17 protein-coding genes are annotated in these 18,491 nt (G+C 68.6%); 13 read left to right on the forward strand and 4 right to left on the reverse strand.

All coding sequences use genetic code 11. The features are described 5' to 3' along the window. Positions 1 to 155: 155 nt before the first annotated feature. The 10 genes from K6V06_RS17965 to K6V06_RS18010 all read left to right on the forward strand — a co-directional run bounded on the left by K6V06_RS17965 (position 156) and on the right by K6V06_RS18010 (position 11,232). A complete protein-coding gene (locus tag K6V06_RS17965; protein ID WP_222245492.1) occupies positions 156 to 1,169 on the forward strand; it encodes a PhoH family protein in 1,014 nt (337 codons plus the stop codon). A 1-nt stretch (position 1,170) separates the two neighbouring features. Continuing rightward, entirely contained in the window at positions 1,171 to 1,923 is a 753-nt protein-coding gene (gene ybeY / locus K6V06_RS17970; RefSeq protein WP_255581935.1) for an rRNA maturation RNase YbeY, read from the forward strand. A 164-nt stretch (positions 1,924 to 2,087) separates the two neighbouring features. Continuing rightward, positions 2,088 to 2,963 (forward strand): HlyC/CorC family transporter, encoded by an 876-nt coding sequence (locus tag K6V06_RS17975; RefSeq protein ID WP_222245494.1) that lies wholly within the window; start codon positions 2,088 to 2,090, stop codon positions 2,961 to 2,963. Next, complete coding sequence (lnt, locus tag K6V06_RS17980; protein WP_222245495.1) at positions 2,960 to 4,588, forward strand: apolipoprotein N-acyltransferase; 1,629 nt, start codon at positions 2,960 to 2,962, stop codon at positions 4,586 to 4,588. The genes K6V06_RS17975 and lnt overlap by 4 nt, the downstream gene beginning before the upstream one ends. Before the next feature lie 565 nt (positions 4,589 to 5,153). Beyond that, positions 5,154 to 6,128, forward strand: coding sequence for a glycine--tRNA ligase subunit alpha (gene glyQ / locus K6V06_RS17985; protein WP_222245496.1), 975 nt, complete (start codon positions 5,154 to 5,156; stop codon positions 6,126 to 6,128). Then, the gene (locus K6V06_RS17990; protein WP_222245497.1) at positions 6,125 to 6,721 is read left to right on the forward strand and encodes a hypothetical protein; all 597 of its coding nucleotides are present in this window, start codon (positions 6,125 to 6,127) and stop codon (positions 6,719 to 6,721) included. Before glyQ ends, K6V06_RS17990 begins: the two co-directional genes overlap by 4 nt. A 102-nt stretch (positions 6,722 to 6,823) precedes the next feature. Next, complete coding sequence (glyS, locus tag K6V06_RS17995; protein ID WP_222245498.1) at positions 6,824 to 8,959, forward strand: glycine--tRNA ligase subunit beta; 2,136 nt, start codon at positions 6,824 to 6,826, stop codon at positions 8,957 to 8,959. A gap of 17 nt (positions 8,960 to 8,976) precedes the next feature. After that, the gene (gene gmhB, locus K6V06_RS18000) at positions 8,977 to 9,597 is read left to right on the forward strand and encodes a D-glycero-beta-D-manno-heptose 1,7-bisphosphate 7-phosphatase (RefSeq protein ID WP_222245499.1); all 621 of its coding nucleotides are present in this window, start codon (positions 8,977 to 8,979) and stop codon (positions 9,595 to 9,597) included. Positions 9,598 to 9,607: 10 nt separating this feature from the next. Next, positions 9,608 to 10,360 carry a 1-acyl-sn-glycerol-3-phosphate acyltransferase gene (locus tag K6V06_RS18005; RefSeq protein ID WP_222245500.1) on the forward strand — a complete coding sequence of 251 codons (753 nt, stop codon included), beginning with the start codon at positions 9,608 to 9,610 and terminating at the stop codon, positions 10,358 to 10,360. Further along, positions 10,360 to 11,232 carry a M48 family metallopeptidase gene (locus K6V06_RS18010; RefSeq protein WP_222245501.1) on the forward strand — a complete coding sequence of 291 codons (873 nt, stop codon included), beginning with the start codon at positions 10,360 to 10,362 and terminating at the stop codon, positions 11,230 to 11,232. Before K6V06_RS18005 ends, K6V06_RS18010 begins: the two co-directional genes overlap by 1 nt. Here K6V06_RS18010 and K6V06_RS18015 read toward each other — a convergent pair. Then, positions 11,226 to 13,076, reverse strand: a complete 1,851-nt coding sequence (locus tag K6V06_RS18015; protein WP_222245502.1) for a hypothetical protein — start codon at positions 13,074 to 13,076, stop codon at positions 11,226 to 11,228. The genes K6V06_RS18010 and K6V06_RS18015 overlap by 7 nt on opposite strands. A gap of 176 nt (positions 13,077 to 13,252) precedes the next feature. Here K6V06_RS18015 and gloA point away from each other — a divergent pair, with 176 nt between their 5' ends. The 3 genes from gloA to K6V06_RS18030 are packed head-to-tail and all read left to right on the forward strand — an operon-like array spanning position 13,253 to position 15,049. Then, on the forward strand, positions 13,253 to 13,660 hold the full coding sequence (gene gloA, locus K6V06_RS18020; protein WP_222245503.1) for a lactoylglutathione lyase: 408 nt from the start codon (positions 13,253 to 13,255) through the stop codon (positions 13,658 to 13,660). Positions 13,661 to 13,716: 56 nt separating this feature from the next. Beyond that, positions 13,717 to 14,598, forward strand: coding sequence for a DMT family transporter (locus tag K6V06_RS18025; RefSeq protein ID WP_222245562.1), 882 nt, complete (start codon positions 13,717 to 13,719; stop codon positions 14,596 to 14,598). Positions 14,599 to 14,626: 28 nt separating this feature from the next. Beyond that, entirely contained in the window at positions 14,627 to 15,049 is a 423-nt protein-coding gene (locus tag K6V06_RS18030) for a DUF1801 domain-containing protein (RefSeq protein ID WP_222245504.1), read from the forward strand. 19 nt (positions 15,050 to 15,068) lie between these two features. Here the strand turns inward: K6V06_RS18030 and rsmA are convergent, their stop codons facing one another. The 3 genes from rsmA to K6V06_RS18045 are packed head-to-tail and all read right to left on the reverse strand — an operon-like array spanning position 15,069 to position 18,485. Beyond that, a complete protein-coding gene (rsmA, locus tag K6V06_RS18035; protein ID WP_222245505.1) occupies positions 15,069 to 15,881 on the reverse strand; it encodes a 16S rRNA (adenine(1518)-N(6)/adenine(1519)-N(6))-dimethyltransferase RsmA in 813 nt (270 codons plus the stop codon). Positions 15,882 to 15,891: 10 nt separating this feature from the next. Then, positions 15,892 to 16,968 (reverse strand): 4-hydroxythreonine-4-phosphate dehydrogenase PdxA, encoded by a 1,077-nt coding sequence (pdxA, locus tag K6V06_RS18040; protein WP_255581936.1) that lies wholly within the window; start codon positions 16,966 to 16,968, stop codon positions 15,892 to 15,894. 2 nt (positions 16,969 to 16,970) lie between these two features. Next, on the reverse strand, positions 16,971 to 18,485 hold the full coding sequence (locus K6V06_RS18045; RefSeq protein WP_222245564.1) for a peptidylprolyl isomerase: 1,515 nt from the start codon (positions 18,483 to 18,485) through the stop codon (positions 16,971 to 16,973). Positions 18,486 to 18,491 lie beyond the last annotated feature (6 nt).

An 18,491-nucleotide genomic window follows, 5' to 3' on the forward strand; every position in this document is an offset into this window, starting at 1 on the left:
CCCGGGGGTAATGGCGCGGGGCGGCCCGGCGGCCGTGCGGGGGGCCCCGCCCCCGGTTTCCGGCCCGGTTGGGGCAATGCCCCGGGGCGGGGGGGGGGGGGCCGGTGGGGGCCCCCCCCGCGCCCCGGAACCACCGAAAGGAGCTCTCCCGCACGATGAAAATGCCATCCGCCGAATTCGTCGCGCCCAAGGACGACAACGTCCGGCTGCAGAACCTGTGCGGTCCGCTGGACGAGAACCTGCGCCAGGTCGAACAGGCGCTGGACGTCACCATCCAGCGGCGCGGCCACAAGATGACGGTGCGCGGCGCCAACGCCAGCGAAGCCGCCGCCGCGCTCGAACGCTTCTACAATCAGGCGCGCACGCCGCTGTCGATCGACGACGTGCAGCTGGGGCTGGTGGAGACGCGCCAGATCGCCGCCCATGGCGAGGCCCTGCCCGCGAGCGCCGGTGTTGCTGTCAACGACGCCGCCGCAGGCGAGGACGAGGGCGACGAGTCGCCGGTCCTGCATACGCGGCGCAGCGGCCTGCACGGCCGCACCGCGGCGCAGCGCGACTACCTGCGCAAGGTGCTGTCGCACGACCTGACGCTGGGCATCGGCCCCGCGGGCACCGGCAAGACCTATCTGGCGGTGGCCTGCGCCGTGGATGCGCTGGAGCGCGACGCGGTCAAGCGCATCATCCTGACCCGGCCGGCGGTCGAGGCAGGCGAGCGCCTGGGCTTCCTGCCCGGCGACCTGGCGCAGAAGGTCGACCCGTACCTGCGGCCGCTATACGACGCGCTATACGATCTGCTCGGCTTCGACCGCACGCAGAAGATGTTCGAGCGGCAGATGATCGAGATCGCGCCGCTCGCCTACATGCGCGGCCGCACGCTGAACCATGCCTTCATCATCCTGGACGAGGCGCAGAACACCACGCCCGAGCAGATGAAGATGTTCCTGACCCGCATCGGCTTCGGCTCCAAGGCGGTCATCACCGGCGACACCACGCAGATCGACCTGCCACGCGGACAGAAGAGCGGGCTGATCGAGGCGCAGCACGTGCTGCGCGACGTGCGCGGCATCGCCATTACCCGCTTCAGCAGTATCGACGTGGTGCGCCACCCGCTGGTCGCGCGCATCGTCGAGGCTTATGACGACTATCACGCCCAGCACAAGGACACCTGACTTGACTCGCCGCACTCCCTCTGCCGCCGCCGCGCCGGCCGCCGCCAGCCTGATCCTGTTCGACGCCGACGGACGCGCGCGCAAGAGCCATGCGCACGCGCTGCGGGTGCAGCTGGCGGACGGGCGCAGCCTGACACTGGACTTGTCGCAGGCCGCCGACGGCGTGGTGGCGCTGGTGGGCGAGCACAACGACCCGCGCCAGCGCGCCGGGCTGCTGGTGCGCCCCGACGGACAGGACGCGGTGGCGGTGGCGGTGACCGCGACGCCGGCGGTCACCACCACGGGCACCCCCGCGACGCCGCCCGCGCTGGAACTGGACGTGCAATACGGCGACGGCGTGCGCGGCCGGCGTGGCCTGCCTTCGGCGGCGCGGCTGCAGACCTGGATCCGTTCGGCGCTGTTCGCCGACGCCGAGCTGACGGTGCGCTTCGTCGACGAAGAGGAAGGCCGGACGCTGAACCGGGGCTTTCGCGGCAAGGACTACGCGACCAACGTGCTGACCTTCGCCTACGCGGAGAGCGAGGACGACCCGGTCAGCGCCGACATCGTGCTGTGCTGTCCGGTGGTCGAGCGGGAAGCGCGCGAGCAAGGCAAGACACTGGAAGCGCACTACGCCCATCTGGTCGTGCACGGCGCGCTGCATGCGCAAGGGTACGAGCACGAGGACGATGGCGAGGCCGAGGAAATGGAAGCGATCGAAACCGAGACACTGCTCGCGCTCGGGTTCGCCGATCCCTACCAGGTGCAAAGCTGACAGCCTGCAAGAGGCGGCGAGGCGCGGCGAGATCACTTTAACGAAAAATCGCCGGGTTTTATGCGCCGTTGCCGGCAATCGTGCGGCCCCCGGCACATTGCGCCGGCGGCCTGCCGCACGATTGGTGTATCCTTGCCCAGGTATCAACCACGCGCTTTTGCGCCATGAACGACCCTTACCCTAGTTCGAAGCACATCGACCGTCCCCGGTCTCTGCTCGAACGACTGAGCGATCTCATCTCACCCGAACCGGATTCCCGGGACGAGTTGCTCGAAGTCCTGCAGGACGCCCATGCCCGCAATCTGATCGACGCCGAGTCGCTGTCGATGATCGAGGGCGTATTCCAGGTATCCGAACTGACCGCCCGCGACATCATGGTGCCCCGCGCCCAGATGGACATGGTCAATATCGCGGACGCGCCGGAAACCTTCATCCCCTACATGCAGCAGACGGCGCACTCGCGCTTCCCGGTCTACGAAGGCAGCCGTGACAACATCATCGGCATCCTGCTGGCCAAGGACCTGCTGCGCTACTACACCGACGACGATTTCGACCTGCGCGCGACGCTGCGCCCGGCGGTCTTCATTCCCGAGTCCAAGCGGCTGAACATCCTGCTGCGCGAGTTCCGCAACAACCGCAACCATATCGCCATCGTGGTCGATGAATACGGCGGCGTGGCGGGTCTGGTCACCATCGAGGACGTGCTCGAGCAGATCGTCGGCGATATCGAGGACGAGTTCGACCTCGACGAGGACGACGACAATATCGTCGCGCTGCCCGATGGCAGCTGGCGCGTGCGCGGGCTGACCGAGATCGAGCAGTTCAACGAAACCTTCGGCACCGCCTTTCCGGACGACGACGTCGATACCGTGGGCGGGCTGCTGGTCAACCACGTCGGGCAGGTGCCGCACCGCGGCGAAGTCATCTACCTGCCGCCGATGCGTTTCGAGGTGCTGCGCGCCGACGCGCGCCAGTTGCACCTGCTGCAGGTCCGGCGCGAACTGCTGGACGACGCGCACGACGGCGTGGCTCACGCATGACGCTGGGCGTAGACGATCCGCGCGCGCTTGACGCAGCGCGCGGGGGCCGCGCGAACGGCGGCGCGGGTCGCATTGCCCGCTCGGTCCGCGCCGCCCTGCAACCGCGCGTACTGCTGGCGGCGGTGCTCGGCGCCATTCATACCCAGGGCTTCGCCCCGCACAACTGGTGGTGGCTGCAGATCCTCGCGCTGGCCGGGCTGGCCGCGCTGGTCGCCGACACCCGGCGCGTGCGCGACGCCGCGCTGACCGGCTTTGCCTTTGGCCTGGGCTGGTTCCTGTCCGGCATCTGGTGGCTTTACATCAGCATGCACGTCTACGGGCTGATGCCCGGGTGGATGGCGGCGCTGGCGGTGTTGCTGTTCGGCACCTACCTGTCCATCTACCCGGCGCTGGCCGCCACGCTATGGCGGCGCTTCTCGCCGCCGGGCACGTCGCGCTGGCCGGCCGTGCTGGGCGGGCCGGTGCTGTTCGCCGCCGCCTGGGCGCTGTCCGAATGGCTGCGCGGCGTGGTCTTCACTGGCTTTCCGTGGCTGGGCAGCGGCTATGCGCATACCGACGGACCGCTGGCCGGCTATGCGCCGCTGGTCGGGGTCTATGGCATCGCCGCGCTGGCCGGGTTGTGCGCGGCCGCGCTGGCGGCCGGCATCCGGGCCTTGCGCGCCGACGGCGGCCTGCGCCTGGCTGCCATGCCCGTTCCGACCGCGGCGGCCGTGCTCGCCGTGGGCGCTGCCCTGGGCCCGGCCAGATGGACCGAGCCGGTGGGCGAGCCGATCTCGGTGCGCCTGCTGCAGGGCAATGTGCCGCAGGACATCAAGTTCGAACAGGCGGGCATCGACCGCTCCAATGCGCTCTACCGCGACATGATCACGGCCGCGCCGGCGGATCTGGTGGTGACACCGGAGACGGCGTTCCCGCTGATCCTGCAGGACATGCCGGTCGAGATTGCCACCGCCCTGCGCGACTTCAGCGCGCACAGCGGCACCGCGGTGCTGTTCGGCGCGGCCGGCGCCGATTCGCCGGTGGACTTCACCAACAGCGTCTTTGGCATCGGCCCCGGGCTGAGCAGCCTCTACCGTTATGACAAGCACCATCTGGTGCCCTTCGGCGAGTTCATTCCGCTGGGCTTCCGTTGGTTCGTCGACATGATGAAGATGCCGCTGGGCGACTTTCGCCGGGGCGGGCTGGCGCAGTCGCCGCTGCCGGTACGCGGGGTGCTGGTCGCCCCCAACATCTGCTACGAGGATCTGTTCGGCGAGGAGATCGCGCGTACGCTGCGCGGGCAGTCGGCGCCGGCCAATATCCTGGCCAACGTGACCAATCTGGCCTGGTTCGGCGACACCCTTGCACTGGACCAGCACCTGCAGATCTCGCGGATGCGGGCGCTGGAGACGCAGCGGCCGATGCTGCGCGCCACCAATACCGGGATGACGGCGGTCGTCGCGCCGGACGGCTCGGTGCAGGCGCGGCTGCCCACCTTCACCACCGGCGCGTTGAGCGCCAATGTGCAGGGCACACGGGGGCTGACGCCTTACGTGCGCCTAGGCAATGCACCGGTGGTCGCGGCCTGTGTGCTGGTGCTGCTGTTCGCGGCATGGCGCGTGCGTGCAAGCGCCCAGGCGCGCTGAGCGAAGGCATCGGCGCAGCAGCAGCCGCTCCCCTGTCGCGACCACTGCGGCGGGGGCCGCTGCGCCGTTCGTCGGTCCCTTTAGACCGCGACGCGAACCAGCAGGGATACCGCCGCGGCGCCTGCCATCACGAGCAGCGCGACCAGATAGGGCTTGCGGGTAAGGATCGACATATCGGGGTCCCCGTTGGAGAGAAAGGTCTCGAAAGGCGCGGCGCCGCGATGGCGGCCGCGCCGGCTGGTCTGGTCCGGACCCGGGATGATCGTGGCGAAGCGCTCCCTGGGCACTTTCCGTCATTGATACTGTATACAAAACGCCTTATCGGTCGAGTCAGACTCAGTCTTAAGTCGCATTGGGATTTACCCCAATCCGCCTCCCCGCGCGGTTGTTCAAGCGGCGTCTGCGCGGCTGCCGGGGCGGCGAGAAAAACCCGCTAGAATTCTGGGTTTGGTAAATCCTGGCCGCGGCGGCCGCATGGCCGCCAGCCGCCCCGCCCGATGCCAGGCGCTCCGTCCCCGCACGCCATCCCGGGCACCCACGAACTGTCGCGATTTCCGCTTCGCCTATGCTGACTTTCCAACAAATGATCCTCAACCTGCAGGCCTACTGGGACCGGCAGGGATGTGCGCTGTTGCAACCCATCGATCTGGAGGTCGGCGCCGGTACGTCGCACGTTCATACCTTCCTGCGGGCGATCGGCCCCGAGCCGTGGCGGGCCGCCTATGTGCAGCCGTCGCGCCGCCCGAAGGACGGCCGCTATGGCGAGAATCCCAACCGGCTGCAGCACTACTACCAGTACCAGGTGGTGCTCAAGCCCGCGCCCGAGAATATCCTCGAGCTGTATCTGGGATCGCTGGAAGCGCTGGGTCTGGATCTGAAGCAGAACGACATCCGCTTCGTCGAGGACGACTGGGAAAACCCGACGCTGGGCGCCTGGGGGCTGGGCTGGGAAGTGTGGCTCAATGGCATGGAAGTGACGCAGTTCACCTACTTCCAGCAGGTCGGCGGCATCGATTGCAAGCCGATCACCGGCGAAATCACCTACGGCATCGAGCGCCTGGCGATGTACCTGCAGGGCGTGGAGAATGTCTATGACCTGGTCTGGACCGAGTGGGAAGAGAACGGCATGACCCGGCGCCTGACCTATGGCGACGTCTACCACCAGAACGAAGTCGAACAGTCCACCTACAACTTCGAGCAGAGCAATACCGAAATCCTGTTCCGCCATTTCGCCGAGCACGAGAGCGAGGCGCGCCGCCTGATGGGCGCGGCCGACGGCGGCAAGGATGCGACCGGCACCGAGGCGGCGCAGGACGGCAACCCGGCCGCCGCGGCCCGCCTGGCCCTGCCCGCCTACGAACAGGTGCTCAAGGCCGCCCATACCTTCAACCTGCTCGACGCCCGCGGTGCCATCTCGGTCACCGAGCGCGCCGCCTATATCGGCCGCATCCGCAACCTGTCGCGCCTGGTCGCGCAGGCCTACTACGACTCGCGCGAAGCACTGGGCTTCCCGATGTGCGAGCGCGAGGCCAGCGCATGACAGCCCGGGCGCGCCGGATGCTGTGCTTCGCCGTGGCGCTGGTCGCCGCGGGGACCGCGCGCGCCCTTGTGCCTCCCGTTCATGCGCAGGCGCAGCAGGTACTGGTGCCGCCCGCCCCGCTGGCCAACGTCTGCGAAGGCGACGCCCATGGGCTGCAGCAGGCCATCGAGCAGACGCTGAAGCCCGCGGCCAATGCACTGGACCAGTGGACCATGCTGGTGCGCTCGATGTCCTGCGATCTGTCGGGATCGCGCGACCTCGGCTGGCGTCGCGTGCCGCTGCGGGCGTACGAGAGCGCGATCCGCTATCCGTTGACCTGGGTCGAAACCAGCAGCCGCAACGGGCGCCAGCGCCGCATGGTCCGGACCTATCATTCGGCGGCCCAACTGCCGTCCCGGATCGACTTCTGGATCGGCGGACGGATCGACGAGATCCGCTACGACCGCCGCCAGCGCCGGCTCGAGGCCCGCTTCTCGGCCCATGGCACCCGCACCGCGGGGCAGGACCGGCCCGCCGCCTGCCAGGCCACGACCCTGCAGTTCCGCCAGCAGCACGGGCTGTGGCTGCTGTCCGGCGTCGAGCCGCGCTGCTGAGGACCGCCACCGCATGGCCTGCCGCCTGTCTCGCACCTCGTTCACCATTTCCATGGCGCGCCGCCCTGCGCGGCCCGCCTTCCAAACCGCTGGATACGATTCATGTCGCAACCCCTGACCGACTCGCTGCTGATCGAACTCTTTACCGAAGAGCTGCCGCCCAAGGCGCTTGCCCGCCTCGGCGACGCCTTCGCCCAGGGGCTGTTCGCCGGCCTGGGCGAGCGCGGCCTGCTCGACGACGGGGCGCAGTTGACGGCATACGCCACCCCGCGCCGGCTTGCCGCGCTGGTCAGCGGCGTGCGTGCCGCGGCGCCGGACCGTGAGCAGCGCGAGAAGGTGCTGCCCGTCTCCGTCGCCCTGGACGCCGCCGGCGAGCCAACCGCGCCGCTGGGCAAGAAGCTGGCCGCGCTGGCCAGGTCCGTTGGCGTCGAGGCCATCGAATGGCGCGAGCTCGAACGCGCCGGCGAAGGCAAGGCCGAAGCGCTGTTCTACCGCTATACGGCGCGCGGCGCGACGCTGGCCGAGGGTCTGCAGGCAGCACTGGACGAGACCCTGCCGCGGCTGCCGATCCCCAAGGTCATGAGCTACCAGCGGCCGGACGGCAGCACGGTCCACTTCGTGCGTCCCGCGCACCGGCTGATCGCGCTGCACGGCGACAAGGTAGTGCCGGTCTCGGTGCTGGGCCTGCAGGCCGGCAACGCGACGCTGGGCCATCGCTTCCTGTCGCAGGGCGAGATTGCCATCCCCAACGCCACGCAGTATGCGTCGGTGCTGGAGCAGCAGGGCAAGGTCATCGCCAGCTATGCCGAGCGCCGCGAGCGCATCCGCGCCGACCTGCTGGCCGCGGCCGGCGAGGACCGCGTGGTCATGCCTGAAGCGCTGCTCGATGAAGTCAATTCGCTGGTGGAGTGGCCGGTGGTATACGCCTGTCACTTCGAGCCGGACTTCCTCGCCGTGCCGCAGGAATGCCTGATCCTGACGATGCAGACGAACCAGAAGTACTTCGCGCTGACCGACGCCAACGGCCAGCTGCGCAATCGCTTCCTGATCGTCTCGAACCTTGCCACCGACACGCCGCAGTCGATCATCGGCGGCAACGAGCGCGTGGTACGCCCGCGCCTTGCCGACGCCCGCTTCTTCTTCGACCAGGACCGCAAGAAGACGCTCGCCTCCCGCGTGCCGCAACTGGCCAGCGTGGTCTATCACAACAAGATCGGCACGCAACTCGAGCGCGTGCAGCGGCTGCAATCCATCGCGGGCCATATCGCCGACGCGCTGAACGCTGCCGGCGTCGCCGTCGACAAGGCGGCCGCCATGCGTGGCGCCGAGCTGGCCAAGGCGGACCTGCTGACCGACATGGTGGGCGAATTCCCCGAGCTGCAGGGCACCATGGGCACCTACTACGCCCGCCACGACGGCGAGGCCGACGAGGTGGCGCAGGCCTGCTCCGAACACTACCGGCCGCGCTTTGCCGGCGACGCGCTGCCCGCCAGCAGCGTAAGCCTGGCCGTGGCATTGGCCGACAAGCTGGAAACGCTGGTCGGCATCTGGGGCATCGGCCTGCAGCCGACCGGCGAGAAGGACCCGTTCGCGTTGCGCCGCCACGCGCTGGGCATTCTGCGCATGCTGATCGAAACGCCGCTGCCGGTCTCGCTCGACGCGTTGCTGACGCTGACCGGGCAAGCCTTCGCCGGCGTGCCGGCGGTCAAACCCGCGAGCGCCGAGATTACCGAGTTCCTGTACGACCGCCTGCGCGGCTACCTGAAGGACAAGGGCTACACCACCAATGAAGTCGAAGCGGTCGTGAGCCTGCGCCCGCAGCGCCTGGACGACATCCTGGGCCGCATGGAAGCGGTGCGCACCTTTGCCGCGCTACCGGAAGCCGCCGCGCTGGCCGCTGCCAACAAGCGGATCACCAACATCCTGCGCAAGAATGCGGAAGCCAGCACCGAGGCAATCGGCGCCGTGGACCCCGCGGTCTTCCAGGAGGCAGCGGAGACCGACCTGCATGCCGCCATCGAAGCGGTGCGGCCCGGCGTGGAAGCGGCGTTTGCCCGTGGCGACTTCACCGGCGCGCTGCGCGACCTGGCCCGGCTGCGCGACGCGGTGGACCGCTTCTTCGACGGCGTGATGGTGATGGCCGAAGACGCGCGGCTGCGGCAGAACCGCCTTGCCCTGCTCGCCTCGCTGCACGACCTGGCCAACCGCGTCGCCAACATCTCGACGCTGGCCGCCTGACGGAGACCGATCGCGCCATGCCCCACAGCACGCCCAAGTTCGTGATCCTCGACCGTGACGGGGTCATCAATCTCGACAGCGACCAGTTCATCAAGAGCCCCGAGGAGTGGATTCCCATCCCGGGCAGCCTGGAAGCGATCGCCGCGATGAACGAAGCGGGCTACCGCGTCGTCGTGGCCAGCAACCAGTCGGGCATCGGCCGCGGCCTGTTCGAGATGAGCGCCCTGAACGCGATGCACGAGAAGATGTACAAGGCGCTGGCCCGGTTGGGCGGGCGCGTCGAGGCGATTTTCTTCTGCCCGCACACCGCGGCGGACGAATGCGATTGCCGCAAACCCAAACCCGGCCTGATCGCACAGGCGGCGCATCGCTTCGGTATCGACGTGCGTGGCGTGCCCATCGTGGGCGACTCGCTGCGCGACCTGCAGGCTGGCGTGGTCTACGGCTGCGTTCCCCATCTGGTGCGCACCGGCAAGGGCGAAGCGACGCTGGCCAAGGGCGAGCTTCCCCCCGGCACCCGCGTGCACGACGACCTGATGGCCTTCTCGCGCTGGCTGCTGCAGCGCGACAGCGCCGCCAAGGCCGCCCCCGCCTCCACCGACAACTGCCCGCCGGCGCAACCCGGCCAACCGGCGTGATCGCTCTCCCATGATTTTCATCCGTTCGCTGCTGTTCGCGCTGTTCCTGCTGGTGTGGACGCCCCCGTACGCCTGCGCCTGCTTCATCGCCTTCCCCTTCATGAACGCCGAGGGCCGCTATCGCTTCGTGCGCGGCTGGCCGCGCACGGTGATTGCCGGCGCGCGGCTCATCTGCGGCATCGACTACCGCATCGAGGGCCACGAGCATCTGGATGCCGTGCTCGACAAGCCGGTGGTGCTGCTGTCCAAGCACCAGTCGGCCTGGGAGACCGTCGCCCTGGTGGCAACCATGCCCAAGCCGCTGTGCTTCGTCTTCAAGCGCGAGCTGCTGTTCGTGCCGTTCTTCGGCTGGGCGCTCGGCATGCTGCGGATGGTCCATATCGACCGCAAGGACGGTTCGCGTGCCTTCGCCTCGGCGGTCCGGCAGGGCCGCCAGCGGCTGGCCGAAGGCGCCTGGATCATCATGTTCCCCGAAGGCACCCGCACGCCCTCCGGCCTGGAGAATCCGCGCTACAAGAGCGGCGGCGCCCGGCTTGCCGTGGAAACGGGGGCGCTGGTGGTGCCGATCGCCATCAACTCGGGCCGGCTGTGGCCGCGCAACTCCTTCCTCAAGTATCCGGGCACCATCACCATCTCGATCGGCCCGGCCATCTCGCCGGCCAACAAGGTGGCGGACCAGCTCAACCAGGAAGTGGCGCGCTGGATCGAGCGCGACATGCGGCGCATCGATCCCGACAGCTACCGGACCTCAGCGACCGCCTGATGGCACGCCCGGGCAGCGACAGCATGGACCGGCAGATGGAGCTGCCCTTGCTCGATGCAGGGCCGCTGCCTGACGCGGCGGGAAACCGGGGCCACGGCCCCGCAGTGCCGGCGGACGAGCCGCCGGCCCGCCACTGGCCGCCGGTGCATGCCAATTCGCGCCGGCTGCAGCTGGGCGAGCGCGCGCTGCACTACACGCTGAAGCGCTCACCCCGCCGCACGATTGGCTTTACCATCGACGACCGGGGGCTGACCGTCGCCGCGCCGCGCTGGGTGACGGTCGGCGACATCGAGTCGGCCATCGGGCAGAAGCAGCGCTGGATCTTCACCAAGCTGGCCGAATGGCAACGGCGCGACGCCCAGCGCGTGCTGCCGGCGCTGCAATGGCGTGACGGCGCCACCGTGCCCTTCCTCGGCAAGCCGGTCACGCTGCGGCTGCCCTCCCCCACCGGCACGCTGCTGTTCGACGCCCTGACCGGCACCTTGCATCTTGCGCTGCCCGACCAGGCCGACGAGCAGCAGATCCGTGACCGGGTGCAGGCCTGGTTGCAGACCCAGGCGCGCCGGCTGTTCGCCGAGCGGCTTGATGTGTATGCGGCAAAGCTGGGCGTGCGGCACAAGGCCTTCGCGCTCAGTTCCGCCAATACCCGCTGGGGCAGTTGCACCGCCGACGGCAAGATCCGCCTCAACTGGCGGCTGCTGCATTTCCCGCTGTCCGTGATCGACTATGTCGCCGCCCACGAACTGGCGCATCTGAAGGAAATGAACCACGGCCCGCGCTTCTGGCAGACCGTGGCGTCGATCTTTCCCGAGTTCGAGCAGGCGCGGGCAACGCTGAAAGCGGACGCCCGTGACACCGTGCCGGCTTACTGAGCCTCGGGGAGTTCGAGCAGGCTGTGAAGCTTGAGGTGGCGTTCCTCGAGCTCGCCGACGATGGTGTAGCGCCCGCCCTCCACCACCAGCGGCATTTTGGCCCAGGCGTTGCTGCCGAACCACAGGAACAGGAAGAACCGAAAGAAGGGATTGCGCTGGCGGTGCTTGACCTTTGCATCCTTCAGCAGCGGCGCGAGGTCCTTCTCCGCAGCGCCTCTGTGCAACATGCGTACGATGAGCTCCTGGGCACCAGACGCATCCGTCTGCTGCGGGCCGTAGCGGGCCACCTGCTTCCAGTTCCCTTCCTGCATGGCTCGACGCAGCACCCATGCGCCGGCCTCGCTGTCCGCCCCGATGTCGTAGCTCTGGGTGAGCACCGTGGACAGTCTCATTGCCGCGGTCTGGCGACCCCGCGTTTCCAGCGAGTCAGCGAAATTCAGCAGTTCCCCGCCGAGGCGAGGCCCTGACCCCCTCGCGTTCAACGCCATTGCCCAGTGTGACTTGTCTGCCAGCAGCGCTCTCGTCAAGGTCGCCGCGCGTTGGTCAAGCAACTCCTCCTTCGCATCGTCGCCTGGATAAAGCAGCGTATCGACAAATGCGGCCCGCCACTCGGGCGAGACGTCGAGGGCTGATTGCGGCCAAGGCAAGTGGACTGCGTCGAACAGCGCCATCAATGGCCTCGCCGCTCTGGCGCTCGTGCATTCATCGAGCACGGTGCGCCCTTCGACGTCCCTGGTGTCCAGCCGCGCGCCATCTGCGACGGCGATGGGAATCAAGGCGAGGCAGCGGTGCCTGACCAGCAGATGCAGTACGCTCGCCCCGCCGACCGACGTCTGGTACACGCTCTGCTCCAGGCCCAGACCAAAAACGGCGGACAGCAGCGCGGTAACGTGCTCCGGCGCGACCGTACCAGCCTTGGTGGCCTCGTCCAGCGCCACGAGAAGCGGAGGGGCGGGGGGCCGATTTGTTACGGTATGCAGCAATCTGAGCAGCCACGCCGCTACCTCGATGTTGCCCGCGCGAATCAGCCTGCATGCGGTTTCCGCGGCAGATTCCGCGGCGTGTTCCGGTTCGTCCGGCAAGGACTGCGATGCCACCGTCTCGCGCAGAACGGGGGGAATCACCTCATGGATCTCCAGCATTTGCTCCCGGTAGTCCGCTACGATGGGCAGGTTCTCGCTGCACGCGATGCCGTCGATCCAATGCAGGATCCGCGCAGCGCTTGCCTCCTCATTGCGCACTGCGGCGAACGGATCGATGGGAGAAGGCTTGAATTCCAGATCGGCTCGCTCGGCGGTATCGACCAACCGCACCAGCGCATCCACGTCCAGGCTGGCCAGCGCCTCTCCCCACTGCATCACGAGCGCGTCCTGCGCCGTCTTGCGGAAATTCGGTTCAGCTTCGACCAGTTGCTTCAGTGCATCCGCCGCCTCCGACCGCGGGGGTATTGCAACACCGCCCTGGGCTGCCGGGTCATCGCAGCCTTTGATCAGCATTTCGACCGTGAGGCGCATGGCGTCGGGGAACCTCTCGCGCAGTTGCGACTTGACCGACTGGAGTTGCAGCAAGCGGCTCAGGAGGAGAGCCTGCCCGTTGTCCGCCGCGTAGCGGATCGCTGGCAGCAGGTTGACCCGCAGGTCGGCCTGCACGTCCTTCTCGATCTCGTCGCGGTCGCCTTGGCGCAGCGCCTGCAGCAGCGGTTCGGACGGAGCGGCGGCCAGCTGAAAGGGGTGCCGAACGCCCCGCTCCTCGTCGACGTCCTTGTCCGGGTTCCGAACCGACGGGCGGGTCAGCTCCAGCTGGCGACCGTCGCCCGGTGTCCTGGCACGTTGCAATCGGATCATGATGACCCCCCGCTTGTCGGGCAGAAGAAAGATGCGGGACTTTCACGCCAACTGGGTTCCGACGCTTTCTGTTCGTCCAATTGACTATTGGTTCCGAACCGACAGAAGCCGATTTCATCGTATCGGCGTAAACTATCGGCTTCCCCGCTTAACCCTTTCGCCAAGAAATTAAAGACATGCGAATGCTCCACACCATGCTGCGCGTCGGCGACATGCAGCGCTCGATCGACTTCTACACCCGTATCCTCGGCATGCAGCTGCTGCGCGAGAGCGACAACCCCGAATACAAGTACCGGCTTGCCTTCGTCGGCTACGGCCCGGAGACCGAGACGGCGGTGATCGAGCTGACCTACAACTACGGCGTCGACAAGTACGACCTGGGCACCGCCTACGGCCATATCGCGCTGGAGACCGACGATGCGGCCGCCGCTTGCGAGCGCATCCGCGCGGCGGGCGGCAAGGTGACCCGCGAAGCCGGCCCGGTCAAGGGCGGCACCACGGTGATCGCGTTCGTCGAGGACCCGGACGGCTACAAGATCGAGCTGATCGAGCGCAACACCACCCGCGACGCCAGCCGACCGTGACGACCGCGGGCGCGATCGCGAGCCGCCGCCCGCTGGACGGGCTGGCGGTGGGCCTGATGGTGCTGCTGTGCGCGGCATGGGGCCTGCAGCAGGTGGTGATCAAGTCCACCGCGCCGCTGATGGGTCCGGTGCTGCAGGCCGGCCTGCGCTCGTTGATCGCCGCGCTGCTGGTGCTCGGCTTTGCGCTGTGGCGCCGCATCCCGCTGACGCAGCGTGACGGCACGCTGGCCGCGGGCATCGGCGCCGGACTGCTGTTCGGCGCCGAGTTCTTTTGCATCTTCGTCGGGCTGGAGCACACCACCGCCTCCCGCATGGCGGTGTTTCTCTATACCGCGCCGATCTTCACCGCGCTCGGCCTGCACCTGGCCATCCCCGGGGAACGGCTGGGCCCGACCCAATGGGCGGGCGTCGTGCTGGCCTTCGCTGGCATGGCACTGGCCTTCGCCGATGGCATCCTGGCGCCAGCGAACGGCGATGGCACGCTGCTGGGCGACGCGCTGGGCATCCTGGCCGGCGCCCTGTGGGCGGCGACCACCGTGCTGGTGCGCGCCACCCGCCTCGCCTCGGCGCCGCCAAGCAAGACGCTGCTGTACCAGCTGGCCGTCTCCGCCGCGATGCTGCTGGCGATGGCGTGGGCCTTCGGCCAGCAGGCGCCGGTGATCTCCACGGCCGGCGAGGGCTGGTTCGTCTTCGCCAGCCTGTTCTATCAGTCGGTGCTGGTTGCCTTCGCCAGCTACCTGACCTGGTTCTGGCTGCTGCGCCACTACCTGGCGTCGCGGCTATCGGTGTTTTCCTTCCTGACGCCGCTGTTCGGCGTCGCCTTCGGCGTGATGCTGATGCAGGACCCGGTCGGTCCCCGCTTCGCCGTCGCGGCGGCGCTGGTACTGGCCGGGATCGTGCTGGTCAACCGTCCGCCCGCGCGCAAGGCACGGGCGTAACGTCTACGTTTCTGCTGGAGGATCGGCGATGGACGAAGCGAACCGGGACAAGCCCAGGCTGCTGGCGGGCGGCAATCCGCAGATACCGAAGGGCCATGGCGACGCGCCGGTGCAGGCGTATATCGATGCCATGCCGGGGTGGAAGAGCGCGCTCGGTCGACGCATCGACGCGCTGATTACCGAGGCCGTTCCCGGCGTACGCAAGGCCGTGAAATGGAACTCGCCGCTCTACGGCATGGAGGAGCAGCACTGGTTCCTGGGCATCCATTGCATGACCCGCTACGTGAAGGTAGCTTTTTTCCGCGGCGCCGAGCTGGACCCCGTACCGCCCGGCAAGTCGAAGCAGCAGCACGTGCGCTACCTCGATATCCATGAGGACGATGCCTTCGACGAAGCGCAGTTCACCCGGTGGGTGAAGCAGGCAAGCCGCTTGCCGGGCGAGAAGATGTAGCGCTCGTTCGCGCCGCGCTTCAGCCGCCGATGCGCCGCGCCAGTTCGACGTACTCGGCCACCGGCACCTCCTCGGCGCGGCGGCCCAGGTCGAAACCGATCGCATCGAAGTCGACCTGATCGCGCATCATCGACAGCGTATTGCGCAGGACCTTGCGCCGCTGCGAGAACGCCGCGGTGACGACGTCGCCGAGCACCTGCATGTCGCAGGTTGCGTAGGGCGAGCGCAACCGGCCGTCCTCCTGGCGGGGCCAGGGAATCATCCGCACCACCGCGGAATCGACCTTCGGCGGTGGCTGGAACGATTCGGGCGGCACGTCCAGCACGTACTCCATGTGATAGCGCACCTGCAGCATGATCGACAGGCGCCCGAAGGCCTTGCTGCCGGGCTCGGCCACCATCCGCTCGACCACCTCCTTCTGCAGCATGAAATGCTGGTCGCGCACCTGGTCGGCGAACTCCATCAGGTGGAACAGCAGCGGACTGGAGATGTTGTAAGGCAGGTTGCCGACGATCCGCAGCGGGCGGGCAGAGCCCGTCAGCTGGCCGAAATCGAAGGCCAGCGCATCGCCGGCGTGGATGGTCATGCGCCCGCCATAGCGGCGGTGCAGCCGCTCGACCAGGTCGCGGTCCAGTTCGACCACGTGCAGATGGTCGAGACGGTCCAGCAGCGGCTGGGTCAGCGCGCCCAGCCCCGGGCCGATCTCGACGACGAGGTCGTCGCTGCGCGGGTCGATGGCATTGACGATGCCGTGGATGACGGCATCGTCGACCAGGAAGTTCTGGCCGAATCGCTTGCGGGCGGTATGGCCCTGATGAACGTTGGAACGCATCGCGGTGAAGTCAGAGGCCGGTCGCGCGGGCGGCGGCCGTGTGGCCGGCCATCGCGATGGCAGTACGGATCGCCTCGATCATGCTGCCGTGCTCGGCCTTGCCGGTCGCGGCCAGGTCCAGCGCGGTGCCATGATCGACGGAGGTGCGCACGAACGGCAGCCCCAGGGTGATATTGACGCCATGGCCGAAGGTGCCGTACTTGAGCGGCGCCAGGCCCTGGTCATGGTACATCGCCAGCACGCAATCGGCATCGCGCAGCAGCCGCGGCTGGAACAGGGTGTCGGCCGGATAGGGGCCGCGCGCGTCGATGCCTTGCGCACGGGCCTGCGCCAGCGCCGGCACGATGATGTCGATTTCCTCGCGGCCAAGATGGCCGCTCTCGCCGGCATGCGGATTCAGGCCGGTGACGAGGATGCGCGGCGCGGTGATGCCGAACCGTTGCTGAAGATCACGGGCGACGATGGCCAGCGTATCGGTCAGCAGTGGAATCGTCAGGGCATCGGGCACCGCCCGCAGCGGCAGATGGGTGGTGGCCAGCGCCACGCGCAGCATCGCGTTGTCATGGGCGGGCTGCGGTCCTGCCAGCATCATCACGACGTGGGCGACCCCCGCACGTTCGGCGAGATACTCGGTATGGCCGCTGAACGACACGCCGGCATCGTTGATGGTGCTCTTCTGCACCGGCGCGGTGACCATCGCGTCGAAGCGGGTAGTGACTTCGCTGCCGGGCCCCGCAAGCAGGCCGGCCAGCGCGGTATCGAGCAGCGCGAGCACATGCCGCCCGTTGCGCGGATCGAGCCGGCCGGGCTCGGCCGGCACGGCCAGCGGCACCGGGCACAGCGCCACGGCGCCCCGATCCATCGCCCGCTGCCACGCGTCCTGATGGCCCATCGCCGCGGCACGCGCGGCCAGCAGGCCCGGGTCGCCGATCACATGGAAACGCGCCGGACAGCCCTGCTGCAGCAGGTCCAGCACGGCCGCGACGGTGATATCCGGGCCGATCCCCGCCGGCTCGCCGGTCGTGATGGCGATCGCGGGCACGGCGGCCGAAGCCGCGGAGGAGGCAGGGTCGGGGTCGGTGGGCATGGTTATCGGTTGACGCGGTATTCGACGTAGGCCGCTTCGCGCAGCTGCTGCAGCCAGTCGTCATAGGCCGCGCGCAGCTTCTGCTCCCGTACCTGGGCACGGGCGAAGTCGCGCTGCTTCTCGGCCGACACCTCGACTTCGCGGCGGTCCAGCACCTGGATCAGGTGCACGCCGAACTGGCTGACCACCGGCTGCGACACTTCGCCCGGGCGCAGGCGGTTCATCGCCTGCTCGAACTCGGGCACCAGCTCGCCCGGGGAGATCCAGCCGAGTTCGCCGCCATTCTGCGCCGAGCCGTCCTGCGAGTAGCGGCGTGCCAGGTCGGCGAAGTCGCCGCCGTGGGTGACGCGGTCGCGCATGGTCGACAGCTGCCGCTGCGCCTCGCCCTCGGGCATGTTGGGGCCCGTGCGGATCAGGATATGGCGCACCTGGGTCTGGGTGATCCGGCTGGGCATCGCGTCACCGCCGCCGGCCGACCCCTGGCGCTTGCTGGCCAGCTTCACCACATGATAGCCATTGGCGCTTTCGATGACCTCCGGCACCACCGCACCGGGTTCGAGATCGAGCACGGCGTTGGCGAACTGGGTCGGCAGCCGGCCGATCTCCCGGTAACCGAGCGAGCCGCCGCGGGCCGCTTCCGGCCCCTCGGACTGGCTCTGCGCCAGCTGGGCGAAGTCGGCGCCGCCCTGCACCTGCTTGAGCAGCCCCTCGGCCTTGGCGCGCAGCTCGGCCTTCTGGGCTTCGCTGGCGTTTTCCGGCACGCGCACCAGGATATGGGCCACGTCGTACTCGACCGGACCGCCCGCGGCAGCGCCGCCGCCACTGGCCTGGGCCGCCTGGGCGGCCAGGAAGTTGTCGATCTCGCCGTCGTACACCTGCACCTTGGAGTCGACCTCGCGCTCGCGCAGGCGAATCACCTGCACCTGCTTGCGCAATTCGCCACGGTACTTCTCCCAGCTCATGCCGCTGCGCTCGACCTGATTGCGCAGCGCCGTGACGCTGATCTTGTTCTGCTGCGCCACCGATTCGATGGCGCGGTCCACTTCCTGGTCGTTGACGCGAATGCCGGCGCTCTCCGCGGCCTGCGTCTGCACGCGCTCCATCACCAGGCGCTCCAGCACCTGGCCCAGCAGATCGGCGCGCGGGGGTACCGGGCGACCCGCGGCGCGGACCTGGGCCTCGATCTCGTCGGCGCTGTCGAGCAGCTCGCGGCGGGTGATCACCGAGTTGTTGACCACCGCCACGACCTCGTCCACCAGCTGCGAACGGCCTTCGCCGCCGCCCTGCGTGCCCTGGCCCAGTTGCGGCTGGGAGGGCGAGGCGGGCGCCGCGGAGGCGCCGGATTGCGGCACGAAGATGCCGGTGGCGCGCGGCGAGTTGGGCGCGCGCAGTTGCGCCGCGGCGGGCAGCGCCGCGGCCGCGACCAGCGTCCCCAGCAGCGCGCCGAGCAGGACGCGAGCGGTGCGGCGCGACTGTCCGCGGGCCAGGGGTACAACAGAGACTGCGTGACGCTTCATCATTAA

This window comes from Cupriavidus sp. AU9028 (assembly GCF_019795295.1).
In the GTDB taxonomy this organism is placed as follows: domain Bacteria; phylum Pseudomonadota; class Gammaproteobacteria; order Burkholderiales; family Burkholderiaceae; genus Cupriavidus.